Source organism: Galbitalea sp. SE-J8, from assembly GCF_030345695.1.
In the GTDB taxonomy this organism is placed as follows: Bacteria; Actinomycetota; Actinomycetes; order Actinomycetales; family Microbacteriaceae; genus JAUASV01.
Genome location: NZ_JAUASV010000021.1, coordinates 18915 through 35312, shown reverse-complemented (window position 1 = coordinate 35312; position 16398 = coordinate 18915). Strand labels below are relative to the sequence as shown.

The 16398-nt window shown below is 70.8% G+C and carries 14 protein-coding genes; 3 read left to right on the top strand and 11 right to left on the bottom strand.

All coding sequences use genetic code 11. The features are described 5' to 3' along the window. Nucleotides 1–30: 30 nt before the first annotated feature. Entirely contained in the window at nt 31–834 is an 804-nt protein-coding gene (locus tag QT381_RS12810) for an HAD family hydrolase (RefSeq protein WP_289249425.1), read from the bottom strand. Continuing rightward, complete coding sequence (gene serS, locus QT381_RS12805) at nt 831–2093, bottom strand: serine--tRNA ligase (RefSeq protein ID WP_289249424.1); 1263 nt, start codon at nt 2091–2093, stop codon at nt 831–833. The genes QT381_RS12810 and serS overlap by 4 nt, the downstream gene beginning before the upstream one ends. A gap of 234 nt (nt 2094–2327) precedes the next feature. Here serS and QT381_RS12800 point away from each other — a divergent pair, with 234 nt between their 5' ends. Then, nucleotides 2328–3347, top strand: a complete 1020-nt coding sequence (locus QT381_RS12800; protein ID WP_289249423.1) for a diacylglycerol/lipid kinase family protein — start codon at nt 2328–2330, stop codon at nt 3345–3347. Nucleotides 3348–3743: 396 nt separating this feature from the next. Here QT381_RS12800 and pheA read toward each other — a convergent pair whose 3' ends face one another. The 5 genes from pheA to QT381_RS12775 form a co-directional block, all read right to left on the bottom strand. Beyond that, complete coding sequence (pheA, locus tag QT381_RS12795; RefSeq protein WP_289249422.1) at nt 3744–4676, bottom strand: prephenate dehydratase; 933 nt, start codon at nt 4674–4676, stop codon at nt 3744–3746. A gap of 361 nt (nt 4677–5037) precedes the next feature. Continuing rightward, nucleotides 5038–6531: a mannitol dehydrogenase family protein gene (locus QT381_RS12790; protein WP_289249421.1), complete on the bottom strand. Its 1494-nt coding sequence runs from the start codon at nt 6529–6531 to the stop codon at nt 5038–5040. Next, entirely contained in the window at nt 6528–7403 is an 876-nt protein-coding gene (locus QT381_RS12785; RefSeq protein WP_289249420.1) for a carbohydrate ABC transporter permease, read from the bottom strand. The genes QT381_RS12790 and QT381_RS12785 overlap by 4 nt, the downstream gene beginning before the upstream one ends. Then, nucleotides 7400–8350 carry a carbohydrate ABC transporter permease gene (locus QT381_RS12780; RefSeq protein ID WP_289249419.1) on the bottom strand — a complete coding sequence of 317 codons (951 nt, stop codon included), beginning with the start codon at nt 8348–8350 and terminating at the stop codon, nt 7400–7402. Before QT381_RS12780 ends, QT381_RS12785 begins: the two co-directional genes overlap by 4 nt. A gap of 30 nt (nt 8351–8380) precedes the next feature. Further along, a complete protein-coding gene (locus QT381_RS12775) occupies nt 8381–9739 on the bottom strand; it encodes an ABC transporter substrate-binding protein (protein ID WP_289249418.1) in 1359 nt (452 codons plus the stop codon). 140 nt (nt 9740–9879) lie between these two features. On the opposite strand from QT381_RS12775, the gene QT381_RS12770 reads away from it, so the two are divergent. Continuing rightward, nucleotides 9880–10641 (top strand): DeoR/GlpR family DNA-binding transcription regulator, encoded by a 762-nt coding sequence (locus QT381_RS12770; RefSeq protein ID WP_289249417.1) that lies wholly within the window; start codon nt 9880–9882, stop codon nt 10639–10641. Between the two features lie 9 nt (nt 10642–10650). Here the strand turns inward: QT381_RS12770 and xylB are convergent, their stop codons facing one another. Then, entirely contained in the window at nt 10651–12036 is a 1386-nt protein-coding gene (gene xylB, locus QT381_RS12765) for a xylulokinase (protein WP_289249416.1), read from the bottom strand. A gap of 324 nt (nt 12037–12360) precedes the next feature. Here xylB and pgm point away from each other — a divergent pair, with 324 nt between their 5' ends. Continuing rightward, the gene (gene pgm, locus QT381_RS12760; protein ID WP_289249415.1) at nt 12361–14037 is read left to right on the top strand and encodes a phosphoglucomutase (alpha-D-glucose-1,6-bisphosphate-dependent); all 1677 of its coding nucleotides are present in this window, start codon (nt 12361–12363) and stop codon (nt 14035–14037) included. A gap of 527 nt (nt 14038–14564) precedes the next feature. On the opposite strand, the gene QT381_RS12755 is transcribed toward pgm, so the two are convergent. From QT381_RS12755 to QT381_RS12745, 3 genes are all read right to left on the bottom strand, one after another. After that, a complete protein-coding gene (locus QT381_RS12755; RefSeq protein ID WP_289249414.1) occupies nt 14565–15275 on the bottom strand; it encodes a M15 family metallopeptidase in 711 nt (236 codons plus the stop codon). A gap of 215 nt (nt 15276–15490) precedes the next feature. Further along, complete coding sequence (locus QT381_RS12750) at nt 15491–15778, bottom strand: GNAT family N-acetyltransferase (protein ID WP_289249413.1); 288 nt, start codon at nt 15776–15778, stop codon at nt 15491–15493. Beyond that, the gene (locus tag QT381_RS12745) at nt 15775–16395 is read right to left on the bottom strand and encodes an Lrp/AsnC family transcriptional regulator (protein WP_289249412.1); all 621 of its coding nucleotides are present in this window, start codon (nt 16393–16395) and stop codon (nt 15775–15777) included. The genes QT381_RS12750 and QT381_RS12745 overlap by 4 nt, the downstream gene beginning before the upstream one ends. Nucleotides 16396–16398 lie beyond the last annotated feature (3 nt).

Below are 16398 nucleotides of genomic sequence, written 5' to 3'. Positions count from 1 at the left end.
CAAGACGACGGCCGATCATCCGCCGGCCCGTCAGCCGACGGACGCGAGCACCGCCGCGAGGCCGCCCTCGGCATCCGTGCCCGCGACCTCCGTGGCGGCGGCGCGCACCTCATCCGGTGCCTGCCCCATCGCGACGCCGCGGCCGGAGGCGCCCGCCCAGCGCAGCATCTCGATGTCGTTGCGTCCGTCGCCGACCGCGACGACCCGCGCGGGGTCGATGCCGAGCTCCGCGCGCACCCGCTCGAGCGCCGTCGCCTTCGTGACGCCCTCGGGCGCGAGGTCGAGCCACGCCGCCCAGCCGACGTTGTAGGCGACGCTGTCCAGCCCCATCCGCTCGACGAGCTCGAGGAAGTCCTGCGACGTGTGCTCGGGCGACACGACCACGACGCGCGTCGCGCGGATGTGCAGCATCTGCTCGAACTCGACCCGGCGGCTCGACGCGTCGAGCGCGGCACCCGGCACGTCGCCGAGGAACAGCTGCTCGCCCTGCTCGTTCTCGACCATGTACTGCGCCTCGGCGAGGTACGGACGGATGCCGAGCAGCGCCTCCGTCGGATCGAACGTCTCGATGTGGTGCCGCACGTAGCCGAGCGGCGCATCCGGCTCGCGACGCAGGGTGATCGCGCCGTTCGCACTCACGACGTACTCGGGCGCGATGCCGAGCCGGTCGAGCACCGGCAGGGTCATCGAGACGCCGCGTCCGGTCGCGAGCATCACCTCGTGCCCGGCCGCAGCGAGGCGCGCCACCTCGTCCACGATCGCCGGGAACAGCTCGCCCGTCTCGGTCAGCACCGTGCCGTCGATGTCGAGCGCGATGAGGTGGCGCGGGGTCATGCGGCGGGGGTGATCGCCTCGACGCCGCCGAGGTAGGGACGCAGCGCCTCGGGCACGCGCACGCTGCCGTCGCGCTGCTGGTGCGTCTCGAGGATCGCCACGAGCCAGCGCGTCGTGCCGAGGGTGCCGTTGAGGGTCGCGACCGGCGCGGTCCTGCCGTCGCTGCCGCGGGCGCGGATGTCGAGGCGGCGAGCCTGATAGGTCGTGCAGTTCGACGTCGACGTGAGCTCGCGGTAGGTGCCCTGCGTCGGCACCCAGGCCTCGATGTCGTACTTGCGGGCGGCGCTCGATCCGAGATCGCCGGCCGCCACGTCGATGACGCGGTAGCTCAGCTCGCAGGCCTGCAGCATCCGTTCCTGCAGGTGCACGAGGTTCTGGTGCTCCTGCTCCGCGTAGGCGGGGTCGACGTAGCTGAACATCTCGAGCTTGTTGAACTGGTGCACGCGCAGGATGCCGCGGTTGTCCTTGCCCGCGGCGCCCGCCTCCCGCCGGTAGCAGGTCGACCACCCCGCGTAGCGCAGCGGCTTCGAGACGTCGATGATCTCGTCGGCGTGGTAGCCGGCGAGCGCGACCTCGCTCGTGCCGGTGAGGTAGAGCTCGTCGGCGGGCAGGTAGTAGATCTCGTCGGCGTGCTCGCCGAGGAAGCCGGTGCCGGCCATCACCTCGGGCTTCACGAGCGTCGGCGTGATGAGCGGCACGAAGTGCGACTCGAGCGCGGTGTCGAGGGCGAGGCTCATGAGCGCGAGCTCGAGGCGCGCGCCCCAGCCCTTGAGGAAGTAGAACCGGCTGCCCGACACCTTCACACCGCGCGGGATGTCGATGATGTCGAGCAGCTCGCCGAGCTCCGCGTGGTCCCGCGGCTCGAAGTCGAACGCGCGCGGCTCGCCGTGCGTGCGCAGCGTGACGAAGTCCTCCTCGCCGCCGGCCGGCACGCCGTCGATGATCGGGTTCTGGATCGCGCCGACGGTCGTCGCGAACGCGGCCTCGGCATCCGTCGCCTCGGCCTGGGCCGCCTTCACGCGGGCCGCGAGCTGCTGGGCCTGCGCGACGAGCGCGGGCTTCTCGTCCTTCGGCGCCTGCGCGACCGTCTTGCCGAACGCGTTCTGCTCGGCGCGCAGGTTCTCGTACGCGGTGATCGCGGCGCGGCGGGCAGCATCCGCACCGATCGCCTCGTCGACGAGGGCGACCGAGGATCCGCGGGCCTCCTGCGAGCGTCTCACGAGGTCGGGGTCGTCGCGGAGGAGCTGGGGGTCGATCACGCGGGCCAGTCTAGTTTCCGGGTGGGACGGGGCCCTGCCCGGGCGCGGGCGCGGGCCCGCGGGCTGGCTGTTCGCGCGGGGGGCACAGGCGGGGCCGGGTCGGCGGCCGGCTGTTCGCCGGTGCGGCACGGGCTACGGTCGGCTGCTCGCCGGCGCGGCACCGGGCGGCGCCCTCCGCGAGATCGTGCGGATGTGGGCCGCATCCGATCGCCCGGATGCCCTAGGTTTGCGATCGTGACCCTCAACGAGACCGCGCAGCCGACCCCGGCCCGGGCGGTCTCCGAGCCGCAGAAGGTCGCGGCGGTCGTGTTCAACCCGACGAAGGTCGACCTCGACGAGCTCAGAGCGGCCGTGCAGGCCGGAGCCGAGGCGGCCGGCTGGGGCACGACCCTGTACTTCGAGACCGATCCGGACGACTTCGGCGTCTCGGGCGCCCGGCTCGCCGTCGAGCAGGGGGCGGATGTCGTCATGGCGGTCGGCGGGGACGGCACCGTGCGCGCCGTGGCCGAGGGCCTGCGCGGATCGGACGTGCCGATCGCGCTGCTCCCGTCCGGCACGGGCAACCTGCTCGCCCGCAACCTCGAGTTCACCCTGGGCTCGCTCGCGGAGAGCGTCGCCGTGGCGTTCGAGGGCGGCGAGCGCGACATCGACCTCGGCGTGGTCGAGCTCACCCGGGACGACGGCGCGACCGAGGAGCACGCGTTCCTCGTCATGGCCGGGTTCGGACTCGACGCCAAGATGATGGCCAACACCCGGCCGGGGCTCAAGAAGGCGGTGGGCTGGCTCGCCTACGTCGACGGCGGGGTGCGCGCGCTCGCGGAGATCGAGCCCGTCGAGATCAGCTACAGCGTGGACAACGGTCCGCGCCGCTCGGTCGACGTGCTCACCGTGCTCGTCGGCAACTGCGGGTCGCTCACCGGCGGCATCCTGCTGATGCCCGACGCGAAGCCGGACGACGGCATCCTCGACGTGGTCGCGCTGCGTCCGCGCGGGCCGTTCGGCTGGTTCACGGTGTGGCGCAAGATCGGCTGGGAGAACGGCGTGCTGCGCAAGAGCGCCGTGGGCCGCAAGATCATCGACCTGTCGAAGGATGTGCGCGACGTGCGTTACCTGACCGGACGCCGGTTCGACGTGGAGCTCGAGAGCGCCCAGGAGGTCGAGCTCGACGGTGACGAGTTCGGGACCGCGACCTCCGTGCGGTGCTGGACGGAGCACCTCGGCCTCACGGTGAAGGTGCCGCGCTCCGAGGGATGATGGGCGCGGCGCGGTGGCGGGGCGATGGGCGCGGCGCGGTGGCGGGGCGACACCGGGCATCACCGCCGCGGGGCGACACCGGGCAGCACCGCCGCGACGCCGCCCGGTCGCGCGCCAACGGACGCCCGCTTCCCGCGGCTCCACAACGGAAATGCAGGAGACAACGGAAATGCAGGAGACAACGGAAATGCAGGAGCGCGTGCACGCGGATGCCGCGATTCGGCACCGGTGGCGCCATTCCGGATGCTCAGCTCCTGCATTTCCGTGATCGGGGTCGAGATCGCGGGGTCTAGGTCGCGGGTCGGGCATCGGGCATCGGGATCCGTGATCGGGGTCGAGATCGGGACCCCGGAAACGGGCATCGGGCGCCGGGACCCCGGAACGGGGTCGGATAGCTCAGCGCGGCTCGCCCGCGATGAGCGCCCGGAGCCAGTCGCGCGCCTCGATGAACGCCTCGTCGCGGTAGCGCTCCTCGACCGACGAGCCCCGGCCGTCGGCACGCGGGTACGAGCCGAGGAACACGACGTTCGGGCTGAACCGCTTGAGGCCGAGCAGGGCATCCGCGACCCGCTCGTCGAGCACGTGCCCGTCGAGGTCGATGACGAAGCGGTACCGCCCGAGCGCGTCGCCCACCGGCCGCGACTCGAGCAGGCTCATGTTTATGCCGCGCGTCGCGAACTGCTCGAGCATCTCGAGCAGCGCGCCCGCGCGATCGACCGGCAGCTCGGCGATGATGCTCGTCTTGTCCGCGCCCGTGCGCGGCGGCACGGGACGGATGCCGCTCACGAGCACGAAGCGCGTCACCGCATCCGTGTTGTCGCCCACGTCCTCGGCGAGCACGTCGAGCGGGTACACGTCGGCGATGCCGGGGGGCGCAAGCGCCGCATCCGCGACGAGGGGCGCCTCGATGAGCGAGGCGGGCGCCGCGACGTTCGACGACGAGGGCACGTGCCCGTGGCTCGGCAGGTGCGCGTCGAGCCAGCGCCGGCTCTGCGCATAGGCGACCGGATGCGCCACGATCGTCGCGACGCCGGCGAGCGTCGTGCCCGGGCGGGCGACCAGGTCGAACCGCACCGGCACGAGGTACTCGCCGACGATCTGCAGCCCGGGGATCGTCGCGAGGGCGTCCTGGGTCGCGGATACGCCGCCGTCGACGGAGTTCTCGATCGCGATCATCGCCGCGACGCTCGTGCCGTCGACGACGTCGGCGAGCGCCTCCCCGACGTTGTTGACGCTGCGCCAGTCGGCGCCCGCCGCATCCGGAACCTGTTTGAGCGCGGCCTCGGTGAACGTGCCGCGGGGGCCGAGGTAGCTGTACGTCGCGGTCACGCTCTCACTGTATCGGCGCGTCTCGGCCGAGCGGCCGGCCGCATGCGCCGCATGCGCCGCGCGAGCCGCGCGAGCCGCGCGCCGCGTCGGCCCCACAACGGATCTCACGGAGTCTCGACGGGATCGTCGCCGCGAGGCCGCCTGGCGTGTGACGAACAGCTCGTTTCTCCGTGAGATCCGTTGTTCGGATGGAGATCCGTTGCTCGGATGCGCTCGGGCGGGCGCTCCCGGTCGGCGATGACGTGGGGCGCGATCCGGCGGGCGGCGCGCGGGATCGCCGCGGGCGGGCGCGCCGCCGCCGCGCGCCGCCGCCGCGCGGCCCTCCGCACGCGCGGCCCCTGCACCCCCCGCGCGGCGGGCGTCAGTCGGCGACCAGGTGCTCCACGGTCGCGTGGGCTCCCCGGTCCCACAGCGACTCGAGCGCCGCGACGTACGCGGCGACGAACCGCGGCGAGTCCACGAGGTCGCCGAACAGCTGCCGGTTGGAGATGAACGCGATCGGCCGTTCGTGCTGTCCCTGCGCGATCGCGACGAGCTCGTCCGCCAGCCGGTCGACGATCGTGATCGGCTCGCCCTGCTCGTCGATCGCCTCGTCGTAACGCGCCCAGCTCGCGACGATCGCCGCCGACAGCGCGACCTCGCCGTCCGACGCGAGATTCTCGCGGATGACGGGCACGAGCCACTTCGGGATGCGATCCGACGACTCCGCGCACAGTCGCGCGAGCGTGTCGCGGATCTCCGGGTTCGCGAACCGCTCGATGAGGGTGTCCTTGTAGTCGTCCAGATCGACGCCCGGCACCGGGCGCAGCGTCGGCGTGCCCTCGCGATCCATGTAGCGGCGCAGGAGCGTCGCGATCGCGGCATCCGCCGTCGCCTCGTGGGCGTAGCGGTACCCGCTCAGGTAACCGAAGTAGCACATGGCCTGGTGCGACGCGTTGAGCAGACGCAGCTTCATGAGCTCGTAGGGCTCGACGTCGTCGACGAGCTGCACGCCCGCCCGCTCGAACGGTGGGCGTCCGAGCGGGAACGCGTCCTCGAGCACCCACTGGAAGAACGGCTCGCACACGACGGGCCACGCGTCTGCGACGCCGAGGCGCTCGGCGACCTCCGCGCGGTCGGCATCCGTCGTGACGGGGGTGATCCGGTCGACCATCGAGTTCGGGAACGCGACGTTCTCGAGCAGCCACTCGCCGAGCTCCGGGTCGCGCAGCGACGCGAACGTCGAGAACGTGCGCTGGGCCATGTGCCCGTTGCCCTGGATGTTGTCGCACGACATGATCGTGAACGGCGGCACGCCGCGCTCGCGCCGACGGGCGAGCGCCTCGACGACGAGGCCGAACACGGTGGCCGGCACGGCGCCCGCGGCGAGGTCGGCCTGGATGGCCGGGCTCGACGAGTCGAACTCGCCGCTCACCTGGTCGAAGTTGTAGCCGCCCTCGGTGATGGTGAGCGACACGATGCGGATCGCCGGATCGGCGAGCTTCTCGATCACCCGCTCCGGGTCGTCGGGGGCGAACAGGTACTCGACGATCGAGCCCACGACGCGCGCATCGCGGGAGCCGTCCGCGTGCTTGTAGACGAGCGTGTAGAGGCCGTCCTGCGCCGCCATGACGTCACGCATCGTCGCGTCGCCGGGCAGCACGCCGACGCCGCAGATCCCCCAGTCGAGCGCGAGGCCCTCGTTCATGAGCGTGTCGATCACCATCGCCTGGTGCGCGCGGTGGAAGCCGCCGACGCCGAAGTGCACGATCCCTGTCGTCACCGCGGAGCGATCGTAGGAGGGCACCGGCACGGTCGCCGCGAGCGACCCGAGGAGGCTCGCGTCGAGGGACGCCGTGGAGTCGAGATTCGTCATTTGATGGCTCCCATCGCCAATCCGCGGACCAGTTGTTTCTGCGCGATCCAGCCGGCGATCACGACCGGCAGCACCGCGATGCTGGAGGCTGCGGACAGCACCGAGAGGAACAGTCCGCGCCCGTCGACGAAGCTCGTCAGGAACGGCGGGGTCGTACGCGCTGCGGTCGACGTCAGCAGGTTCGCGAGGAAGTACTCGTTCCACGCGAAGATGAAGCAGATGAGCCCCGCCGCCGCGACGCCGGGCAGCACGATCGGCAGCACCACGCGGAACAGCTCCGTGTGCAATCGAGCACCGTCGATCTGGGCGGCCTCGACGATCTCGACCGGCACCTCCGAGAAGAACGACCGCATCATCCACACCGCGATCGGCAGGTTGATGCCGACGTAGAGGATGCTCAGGGCGCTGATGTTGTCGAGCAGCCCCAGCCCCTGCAGCAGCAGGTACACGGGGATGATGCCGGCCGCGACCGGCATGAACCGCGTCGAGATGAAGAAGAACAGCGCGTCGCGCACCCTCACGATCGGGCGGATGCTGAGCGCGTACGCGGCGGGGATGGCCAGCAGGAGCACGAGCACCGTCGAGGCGATGGATGCCGTCAGCGAGTTGATCAGGTAGGGCGCCATGTCGCGGTTGAACACGGCGGCGAACTGGTCGAGCGTCCAATCGGCGAGGAAGGTGGGCGGACTCGTAGCGGCCTGCCGCTCCGGCTTGAACGCCGTGAGCACCATCCACGCGACGGGGAAGAAGAACAGCACCACGAGTCCCCAGGTGATGAGGGTGATGGCGCTCGCCCGCACCCGGCGCTGCGCACGGCCCACCGGCCTGACGCGCCGCGGGCGAGCGGGTGGGGCCAGGGTGGCGGAGGTCATCGGGTGCCTTCCGTGAAGATCTTGAACAGGGTGCGCAGCGCCACGGTCGCGATGACGATCGTGACGATCACGGTGACGACGCCGTAGGCGGCCGCCTCGCCGACTTCCAGGCCGACGAAAGCCCGCTCGTACAGCAGGTACGAGAGCGTCTTCGTGCCGCCCGATCCGCGGGTCATGATCGCGACGGGATCGAACACCTGCACGAGCTGGATCGAGCCGAGCAGCACGGCGATCTCGATGTACTGGCGCAGGTGCGGGAGGGTGATGAGCGCGAACTGGCGCGCCGGACCGGCGCCGTCCACGCTCGACGCCTCGAGCACGTCGCGGGACTGTGACTGCAGGCCGGCGAGGAGGATGAGCATGAAGAAGGGGGTGTACTGCCAGGTCAGCACGCCGATCACGGTCACGACGGGGGCGTCGGTGTTCCACGCCACCGGAGGGATGCCGACGAGGCCGATGAGCCAGTTGACCATGCCCGACGTGGCCTCGAACATCGACCACTTCCAGATGAGCGCGGCGGCCGCCGGCATGATCAGGAAGGGCGTGATCAGCAGGGTGCGCGCGAGGGCTCGACCGCGGAACCTGCGATCGAGCAGCACCGCGAGCAGCAGCCCGAAGAGCGTGGACAGGATGACCGCGCTGCCCGTGATCAGCACTGTCGCCACGAGCGACGAGACGAACGATCCGTTGCTGAAGACCGTGACGTAGTTCTGGAACCACGCGAAGTGCTGGTCGCCGGGCTTCAGCAGGTTCCATTCCTGCAACGAGTAGTAGATCGTGACCAGGAACGGGATCTGCGTGAGCACGAGCGACGTCGCGAGGGCGGGCCACAGCAGTGCGCGCGAGACGCCGATGCCCTTCCTGGTGGCGGGCCGGGCGAGCCGCTCAGGCGGGACGTCGCCCTCGACGTCGGCGATCGCCTCCACCGGTTCGATGATCGTCGTCATTGTCGTCGTCGCTTTCGTGATCGGATGCGACTACTTCTGGGCGTCGCCGGCCGTCTGGGCCAGCTTCTGTCCCTTGTCGAGCACCGTCTTCACATCGCTGCGTCCGGCGAAGACGTCGGCGAGGTCCTGGGAGATGGTGTTGCCGAGGTCCTGGAACTCCGGGATCGTGACGAACTGCACACCCGTGTACGGCTGCGGATCGACGCCGGGCTGGTTCGGATCGACCGCCTCCATGATCTCCTTCGTGATCGGTGCGAACGCCTTGGCGGCGTCGACGTACTCGGGGATCTCGTAGGTCGAGGTGCGTGCGCCCGGGGGCACGCGGCTCCAGCCGAGCTCGGTCCCGACCAGCTGCTCGTACTTCTTGCTCGTCGCCCACTTGACGAAGGTCTCGGCGGCGTCCCTGTGCTTGCTGGTCTCGGGGATCGCGAGGTTCCACGACCAGAGCCAGCCGCTCTCCGTCGTCTCCTTGACGGGAGCGTGCACGTAGCCGACCTTGCCCGCGACCGTCGACGCGTTCGGGTCCTCGATCGAGCCGGCGGCGCTCGTCGCGTCGTACCACATCGCCGCCTTGCCCTGGCTCAGCGCGTTGAGGCACTCGGTGAAACCGCTCGAGACCGGGTCGGGCTCGCCGGCCGCCTTCACGAGGTCGGTGTAGAACGTCACGGCGTCCACGAACTCGGGCGCGTTGACGGTTGCGTTCCAGTCCTCGTCGTACCAGTTGCCGCCGAAGGTCTGCACGACCGTCGTGAGCGGGGCGAAGAGCTCGCCCCAGCCGGGCTTGCCGCGCAGGCAGATGCCGGCCACGTCATCCGTCTTCAGCTTCTTGGCGAAGTCGGCGACCTGGTCCCACGTCGGGTTGTTCGGCATCTCGAGACCGGCGGCCGCGAACATGTCCTTGTTGTACATGAGCATCGACGACTCGCCGTAGAACGGCAGCGCGTAGAGCTTGTCGTCGACCGTGAGTCCCGCGCGCACCGGCGGGAACAGGTCGTCGACGTCGTACTCGGCATCGCTCGAGGTCGTGTCGGTGAGGTCGGTGAGCCATCCGTTCTGCGCCCAGATCGGCACCTCGTACGCGCCGACCGTGACCACGTCGTACTGGCCGCCCTTCGTCGCGACGTCCTTGGTGACGGCATCGCGCAGGTCGTTCTCCTCCATCTGGATGAAGTTGACCTTGATGCCGGGGTTCTCCTTCTCGAAGGTACCCTTCAGCTCCTCCATGTCCTTCATCTGCGGGTTGTTGACGGTCGCGAGCGTCAGCGTGACGTCGCCGTTCGCATCCCCGTCGGTGGAGCCGCCGGCGCCGGCGCACCCCCCGAGGATCAACGATCCGACGACCAGACCGACACTCAGCGCCGTGGACCGTGCCGTGCGATTGCGAGTCATCCCGGGCCTCCCTATTCAACTGCGTTGTTGACAGTGATCCCAGGCTAGGAAGCGTCCGGCGAACATTCGGTGCACACTTCGGCACCCTGAGTGCACGTTTGTTGTACGTTGTGACCGCCAACACTCGACACTGGAGTCGCATGGAGTCGTCCGACCGGCGCATCCGCATCCTCGAGCACGTGCGGGAACGCGGAGAGCTCGCGGTCGCCGAGCTGGCCGAGCGCCTGCAGGCCACCCCCGCCACGGTGCGTCGCGACCTGCGCCTGCTCGAGGCGCGCGGTCTCGTGCGTCGCTCCTACGGCATGATCGCGGCCGTCGAGCGCAGCCGGTTCGAGACGCCGCTCGCGTGGCGCGCCAGCAGCCATCCGGATGAGAAGTCGGCCATCGCGGACGCCGCGGTCGGGCTGCTCAGCACCGAGACCTCGGTCTACATCGACGAGGGCGTGACGGCCCGCATGGTCGCCACGCGACTGCCGAGCGATCGCCCGCTGACCGTCGTCACGCCCTCCATCCCCGTCGCGGCCGAACTGGCCGCGTCCACTCCCCACGAGGTGCTCGTGCTCGGCGGGCGCGTGCGCGGTCGCACCCTCGGCGCCGTCGATCACTGGGCGCGCGAGATGCTCTCCGGGTTCGCGATCGACATCGCGTTCCTCGGCGCCAACGGGGTCACGATGGAGGCCGGCCTGACGACCCCGGATCCCGCCGTCGCGACCATCAAGGCGATGGCCGTGCAGGTCTCACAGCGACGCGTCTTCGTCGGCGATCACGGCAAGTTCGGCGTCACGTCGTTCGCGCGCTTCGCGCACGTCTCCGACATCGAGGTGTTCGTCACGAGCGAGCGACTGCCGCTGTCGCAGGCGCGCCGCTTCATGCAGTACGGCTCACAGCTGCTGCGCGTCTGACCGTGCCGGTCAGGATGCGACGGCCCGAGCCACGTACTGCTCGCGGATCACGGGAGCGTACGCGCCCGTCGGCGACGACACGACGTCGATGGGCCACCCGGGCCGCTCACCCGTGAGAGCCCATCCCGCCTGCACGGCCGCGCCTGCGGCGACGTACTCGCCCGGCTCCGGGATGACCACGTCGACGTCGAACACCTGCGACGCGATCGATCCGACGGCCTCGTTCTGCGCAGCACCGCCGATGAGCAGGATGCGGCGGGCATCGACGCCGAGGCCGCGCACCGCGTCGAGTCCGTCGGCGAGCCCGCACAGCATCCCCTCGATCGCTGCGCGCGCGATCGCGGGACGGGTGGTCGATCCGAGGGTGAGTCCGAAGAACGTCGCCGTCGCGCGCGGCAGGTTCGGGGTGCGCTCTCCCTCGAAGTAGGGCTGCAGCACGACTCCCGACGCTCCCGGCGCGGCCGTCAGGGCGAGCGCGCCGAGCGTCTCGTGGTCCACGTCGAGCAGCCCCGCGATCGAGTCGAGCACGCGCGCCGCGTTCAGGGTCGCGACGAGCGGCAGGAACGCGCCCGACGCGTCGGCGAATCCCGCCACCGTGCCGCTCTCATCGCGCACCGGCGTGGCGGTGACGGCGAAGACCGTGCCGCTCGTGCCGATCGACACCACCGCGTCGCCGGGACCGCATCCGAGACCGAGCGCCGCACCCGCGTTGTCGCCGGCACCGGCACCCACGACCGTGCCCGCGGTCGTCACCCCGGCACGCTCAGCGGGGCCGAGCACGCGGGGCAGCACGGCGTCGTGACCGAGCGCGGCGACGAGCAGCTCGCGGTCGTAGTCGCCGATCGTCGGGTTCCAGTAGCTCGTGCCGCTCGCATCCGAGCGGTCGGTCACGAGCTCGTCGAGGCGCGGGTTCTGCGGTCCGAACCCGCGCAGCCGCCAGGTGAGCCAGTCGTGCGGCAGGGCCACCGCGGCGACCTGGGCGGCGTGATCCGGCTCGGCGTCGCGCAGCCACCGCAGCTTCGTCGCCGTGAACGAGGCCACCGGCACCGAGCCCGTGCGACGCGCGAGCTCAGCCGCTCCGAACTCGTCGATGAGCTCCTGCGCAGCGGCGGCCGACCGCGTGTCGTTCCAGAGCAGTGCGGGGCGGATGACCTCGCCGCGCGCGTTGAGCACCACCATGCCGTGCTGCTGGCCGGCGACCGAGACCGCGGCCACGTCGTCCAGGCCGCCGGCATCGCGCACGGACTCCTGCAGGGCGTCCCACCAGCGCTCCGGGTCGACCTCGGTGCCCGCGGGATGCTGAGCCCGTCCGACGCGCACGACGGCCCCCGTCTCGAGATCCCGCACGACCACCTTGCAACTCTGCGTCGACGAGTCGATACCGGCGATGAGCAAATCGGCACTCCTTCGTGAGGCGGCCTCGGGAGGCCGCAGTGTGAGCGGGATCACCGTACCAGCGCGGCCGCGCCGCCGGATCGTCGCGGCGGGAGCTGCTCCCGGACACTGCTCCCGCGTTGCCCCCGGACGCTGCACCCGAACGCTGCACCCGAACGCTGCACCCGAAAACGAAGGAGGTTGCGAACGGATGCGGCCGAATCGGCCCCGCAACGCGTCGAACGGCTCGGAACTCCTTCGTTTTCGGTCACCGGCGCGTCCCCCGGCTCGGCCACCCGCGGCATCCGTGCTGCCAGACCGCATCCGTGCTGCCAGACTGACGGCATGGCTATCGAGAACACGGTCTCGCGGGCAGGGCAGCCCGCCGCCGAATCCGACCTCATCGACGTCGAAGAGCTCATCCGGGCCTACTTCGAGCTCTCCCCCGACGTGACGAACCCGTCCCAGAAGGTCGTGTTCGGCACGAGCGGTCACCGCGGCTCGAGCCTCGACGCCGCGTTCAACGACGTGCACATCGCCGCGATCACCCAGGCGATCGTCGAGTACCGCACGAGCCTCGGCATCGACGGCCCGCTGTTCATCGGCAAGGACACGCACGCCCTCAGCCGTCCGGCCGAGACGACCGCGCTCGAGGTGCTCGTCGCGAACGGCGTCGACGTGCGCGTCGACGAGTTCGACGACTGGGTGCCGACACCGGCGCTCAGCCACGCCATCCTGACGTACAACCGCGAGCTCGGCGCCGACCTCGGCGGCCTGCTCGACTCGTCGACCTACGCCGGCCAGGGTCTTGCCGACGGCATCGTCATCACGCCGAGCCACAACCCGCCGCGCGACGGCGGCTTCAAGTACAACCCCCCGCACGGCGGACCGGCCGACTCGGATGCCACCGGCTGGATCGCGAACCGTGCGAACGAGATCATCGCGGGCGGCAACGCGGATGTGCTGCGCGCGTCCGACACGGCCGTCGCGACGTACGACTTCCGCGAGAACTACGTCGCCGACCTCGCGACGATCATCGACGTCGACGCGATCCGCGAGTCCGGCATCTCGATCGGGGCGGACCCGCTCGGCGGCGCATCCGTGCACTACTGGCAGCTGATTGGCGAGAAGTTCGGGCTCAATCTCACCGTGCTCAACACCGAGACCGACCCGCGCTGGCCGTTCATGACGCTCGACTGGGACGAGAAGATCCGCATGGATCCGTCGAGTCCGTCGGTGATGGCATCCGTCGTCGCGAAGGCCGATGGCTACGACATCGCGACCGGCAACGACGCGGATGCCGACCGGCACGGCATCGTGACGCCCGACGGCGGGCTCATGAACCCCAACCACTACCTCGCGGTCGCGATCCAGTACCTCTACGCGCACCGCCCCGGCTGGCGCGAGGATGCCGCGATCGGCAAGACCCTCGTGTCGAGCTCGATGATCGACCTCGTCGCCGAGTCGATCGGACGCCGCCTGTGGGAGGTGCCGGTCGGCTTCAAGTGGTTCGTGCCGGGACTCGTCGACGGCTCCGTCGCGTTCGGCGGAGAGGAGAGCGCGGGCGCGAGCTTCCTGCGCACGGACGGCACGGTGTGGACGACCGACAAGGACGGCATCCTGTTGTGTCTGCTCGCCGCCGAGATCCGGGCCGTGACCGGCAGGAGCCCGTCGCAGCTGTACGCCGAGCTCGTCGAGCGGTTCGGTGAGCCCGCCTACGAGCGGGTGGATGCCGCGGCCAGCAAGGAGCAGAAGGCGCGGCTCGGCAAGCTCGACGGCGACGCGATCGAGGCGACGGAGCTCGCGGGCGAGCCGATCGCGTTGAAGCTCTCCGCGGCGCCCGGCAACGGCGCGGCGATCGGCGGCGTCAAGGTCGCGACGGCCGACGCGTGGTTCGCCGCGCGCCCCTCGGGCACGGAGGACGTCTACAAGATCTACGCGGAGTCGTTCCGTGGGCCGGAGCACCTGAAGCTCGTGCAGGCCGAGGCGAAGCGCATCGTCGACGCGGCGCTCGGCGGCTGAGCCCCGCTCCGGTCGAAGAGCGCCGAAGAACCCCCGAGCGCAGCAACCACACGCCCCCCACCGCTGGTCGAGGACCAACCCCGCTGGTCGAAGAGCGCCGAAGAACCCGCGAGCGCAGCAACCACACGCCCCCCACCGCTGGTCGAGGACCAACCCCGCTGGTCGAGGAGCGCCGAAGAACCCCCGAGCGCAGCAACCGCACGCCCCCCACCGCTGGTCGAGAACCAACCCCGCTGGTCGAAGAGCGCCGAAGAACCCCCGAGCGCAGCAACCACACGCCCCCCACCGCTGGTCGAGAACCAACCCCGCTGGTCGAAGAGCGCCGAAGAACCCCCGAGCGCAGCAACCGCACGCCCCCCACCGCTGGTCGAGGACCAACCCCGCTGGTCGAGGAGCCCGCGAGCGCAGCGAGCCGGCGTCTCGAGACCACTGCGACGCCCCCTGTGGTCTCGAGACACGAGCGACTCCGTCGCGCGCTCCTCGACCAGCGGCTGCCCGGCTACGTGCGAGACGACCAGCGGTTGCCGCTACCGGTAGTCGGGCGCCTTCCGGTAGCCGAAGAACTCCTCGAGCGTCTTGACGCCCGTCGCGCGCATCTCCCGCGCGAGCGCCCCGCCGACGTAGCGGAAGTGCCACGGCTCGAACTCGTAGCCCGTGACCTTCGTCTTGTCCTTCGCGTAGCGCAGGATGAATCCGTACCGCCACGCGTTCTTCGCCAGCCACTTCCCCTGCGAGGTCGACGCGAAGCACGCGCGCAGCGTGCACGTGCCGCCGACGGCGCTGATGTCGATCGCGAGCCCGGTCTGGTGCTCGCTGAATCCGGGCCGCGCGCTCGTCAGGTCGGCGCCCTTCCGGCCGAGTCGGGCGACCCATCCGTTGTAGGTCGACACCTGCGCGCTGTAGCTGCGGTACGCGCTCTGCGACTGCATCCGCTTGCCGGTCGCCTTCGTGTACGCGCGGAACATGCGCACGAGAGCAGATGCCGCCGGCTTACGCAGCTTCACCGGGTTCGCGTGCGGCACGGGCACCGTGACGAGGTCGGCCGGCGCATAGCTGCGGGGCTTCAGCGGGTGGACCTTGTTCACGATCACCCACGTGCTCGCCGGGTCGGTCAGCGAGCGGGCGGTGCGGTCGAAGCCGTCGCCGGGCGCGGACGCGGCGGCCGCCGGCGCGACGCTCGCGCCGAGCACGAGGGCGACGGATGCCGCGGCCGCGATGACAGGACGAGGGACGCGCACGGGCCCAGCCTAGACACCGCATCCTGCAACCGCTCGCTGACCAGCGCACGACGAAGGAGCGATGCGTATCGAAGCGCGCACCCCCGCCCGCACCCCGGCTTCGATACGCCGGCTCGCTCGGCTCGCGGGCTACTCAACCACCGGAGGGGCAGCTCCGCTCGCGCGCCATTTTTCCGCCGCCGAGGCGACGCGGCCGCTCAGCGGACGGGGACCGGCTAGCCCAGCAGGGCGCGGTACTCCTCGTGCGTCGGGTCGGCGAGCCAGTGCTGCACGTACGGGCAGTGCGCGACGAGGCGGGTGCCGGAGGCCCGGAATCCGTCGAGCACCTGCTGCACGAACCAGGACGCGAGGCCGTGCTCGCGCTTGTCCGGGTCGACCTCGGTGTGTAGGATGTCGACGACGCCCGTCGGCGTCACGTCGTAGTCGATGAGCCCCGCCTGCTCGCCGTCGACGAGCAGCAGGAAGCGCTTCTGTGCCCCGTCATTCACGACCTCGCGCGTCATCCGTGCCCCTTCCGCTCGCCACCGGTCCGCTCGCCACCGGCATGCTCGCCAGCCGACACCCCATGCTGCTCCGCCGCGCCGTCGAGCGCCGTGAGCATGCGCGCGGTGGCGTTCTCGGGCTCGGCCCGTAGCAGCGAGATCGACGTCTCGGTCTGCTGCACGCCCGGGATGTTCCAGATCTCCGAGGCGAGGATCCAGCGCAGGTCGTCGAAGCCGTGCGTGCGCAGCCGCACGACGAGGTCCGTGCTCCCGGTGACGAGCGTGATGTCCTCGACGCCGCGCACCTCGAGCAGCCGCGAGATGACGCCGTTCGGATCGTGGGTGCTGTCGACGACGATCGACAGGAAGGCGACGGTCGAGTGGCCGAGCCGGTCCCAGTCGATATCGACACGGAAGCCACGGATGACGCCGCGCGCCTTGAGCCGCGCGATGCGATCCGCGACGGCCGGCGACGACATCCCGAGCAGCTCCGCGAGCCGACGCTGCGGCACGCGGGCGTCCGCGGAGAGTTCGACGAGCAGCCGACGGTCCGTCGCGTCGAGTTCGACGCTCGGGCCGGTGGGCGTCATCCGGTCGGCGAGCGAGCTGAGCGGCGAGCTGTTGCTGCCGTCGGTCATGAC

Excerpts from the sequence above, each read along its gene's own strand:
- QT381_RS12810 (WP_289249425.1), bottom strand. The coding sequence starts at position 834 with ATGACCCCGCGCCACCTCATCGCGCTCGACATCGACGGCACGGTGCTG.
- QT381_RS12790 (WP_289249421.1), bottom strand. The coding sequence starts at position 6,531 with ATGACGAATCTCGACTCCACGGCGTCCCTCGACGCGAGCCTCCTCGGG.
- QT381_RS12785 (WP_289249420.1), bottom strand. The coding sequence starts at position 7,403 with ATGACCTCCGCCACCCTGGCCCCACCCGCTCGCCCGCGGCGCGTCAGG.
- QT381_RS12780 (WP_289249419.1), bottom strand. The coding sequence starts at position 8,350 with ATGACGACGATCATCGAACCGGTGGAGGCGATCGCCGACGTCGAGGGC.
- QT381_RS12775 (WP_289249418.1), bottom strand. The coding sequence starts at position 9,739 with ATGACTCGCAATCGCACGGCACGGTCCACGGCGCTGAGTGTCGGTCTG.
- QT381_RS12770 (WP_289249417.1), top strand. The coding sequence starts at position 9,880 with ATGGAGTCGTCCGACCGGCGCATCCGCATCCTCGAGCACGTGCGGGAA.
- pgm (WP_289249415.1), top strand. The coding sequence starts at position 12,361 with ATGGCTATCGAGAACACGGTCTCGCGGGCAGGGCAGCCCGCCGCCGAA.
- QT381_RS12750 (WP_289249413.1), bottom strand. The coding sequence starts at position 15,778 with ATGACGCGCGAGGTCGTGAATGACGGGGCACAGAAGCGCTTCCTGCTG.
- QT381_RS12745 (WP_289249412.1), bottom strand. The coding sequence starts at position 16,395 with ATGACCGACGGCAGCAACAGCTCGCCGCTCAGCTCGCTCGCCGACCGG.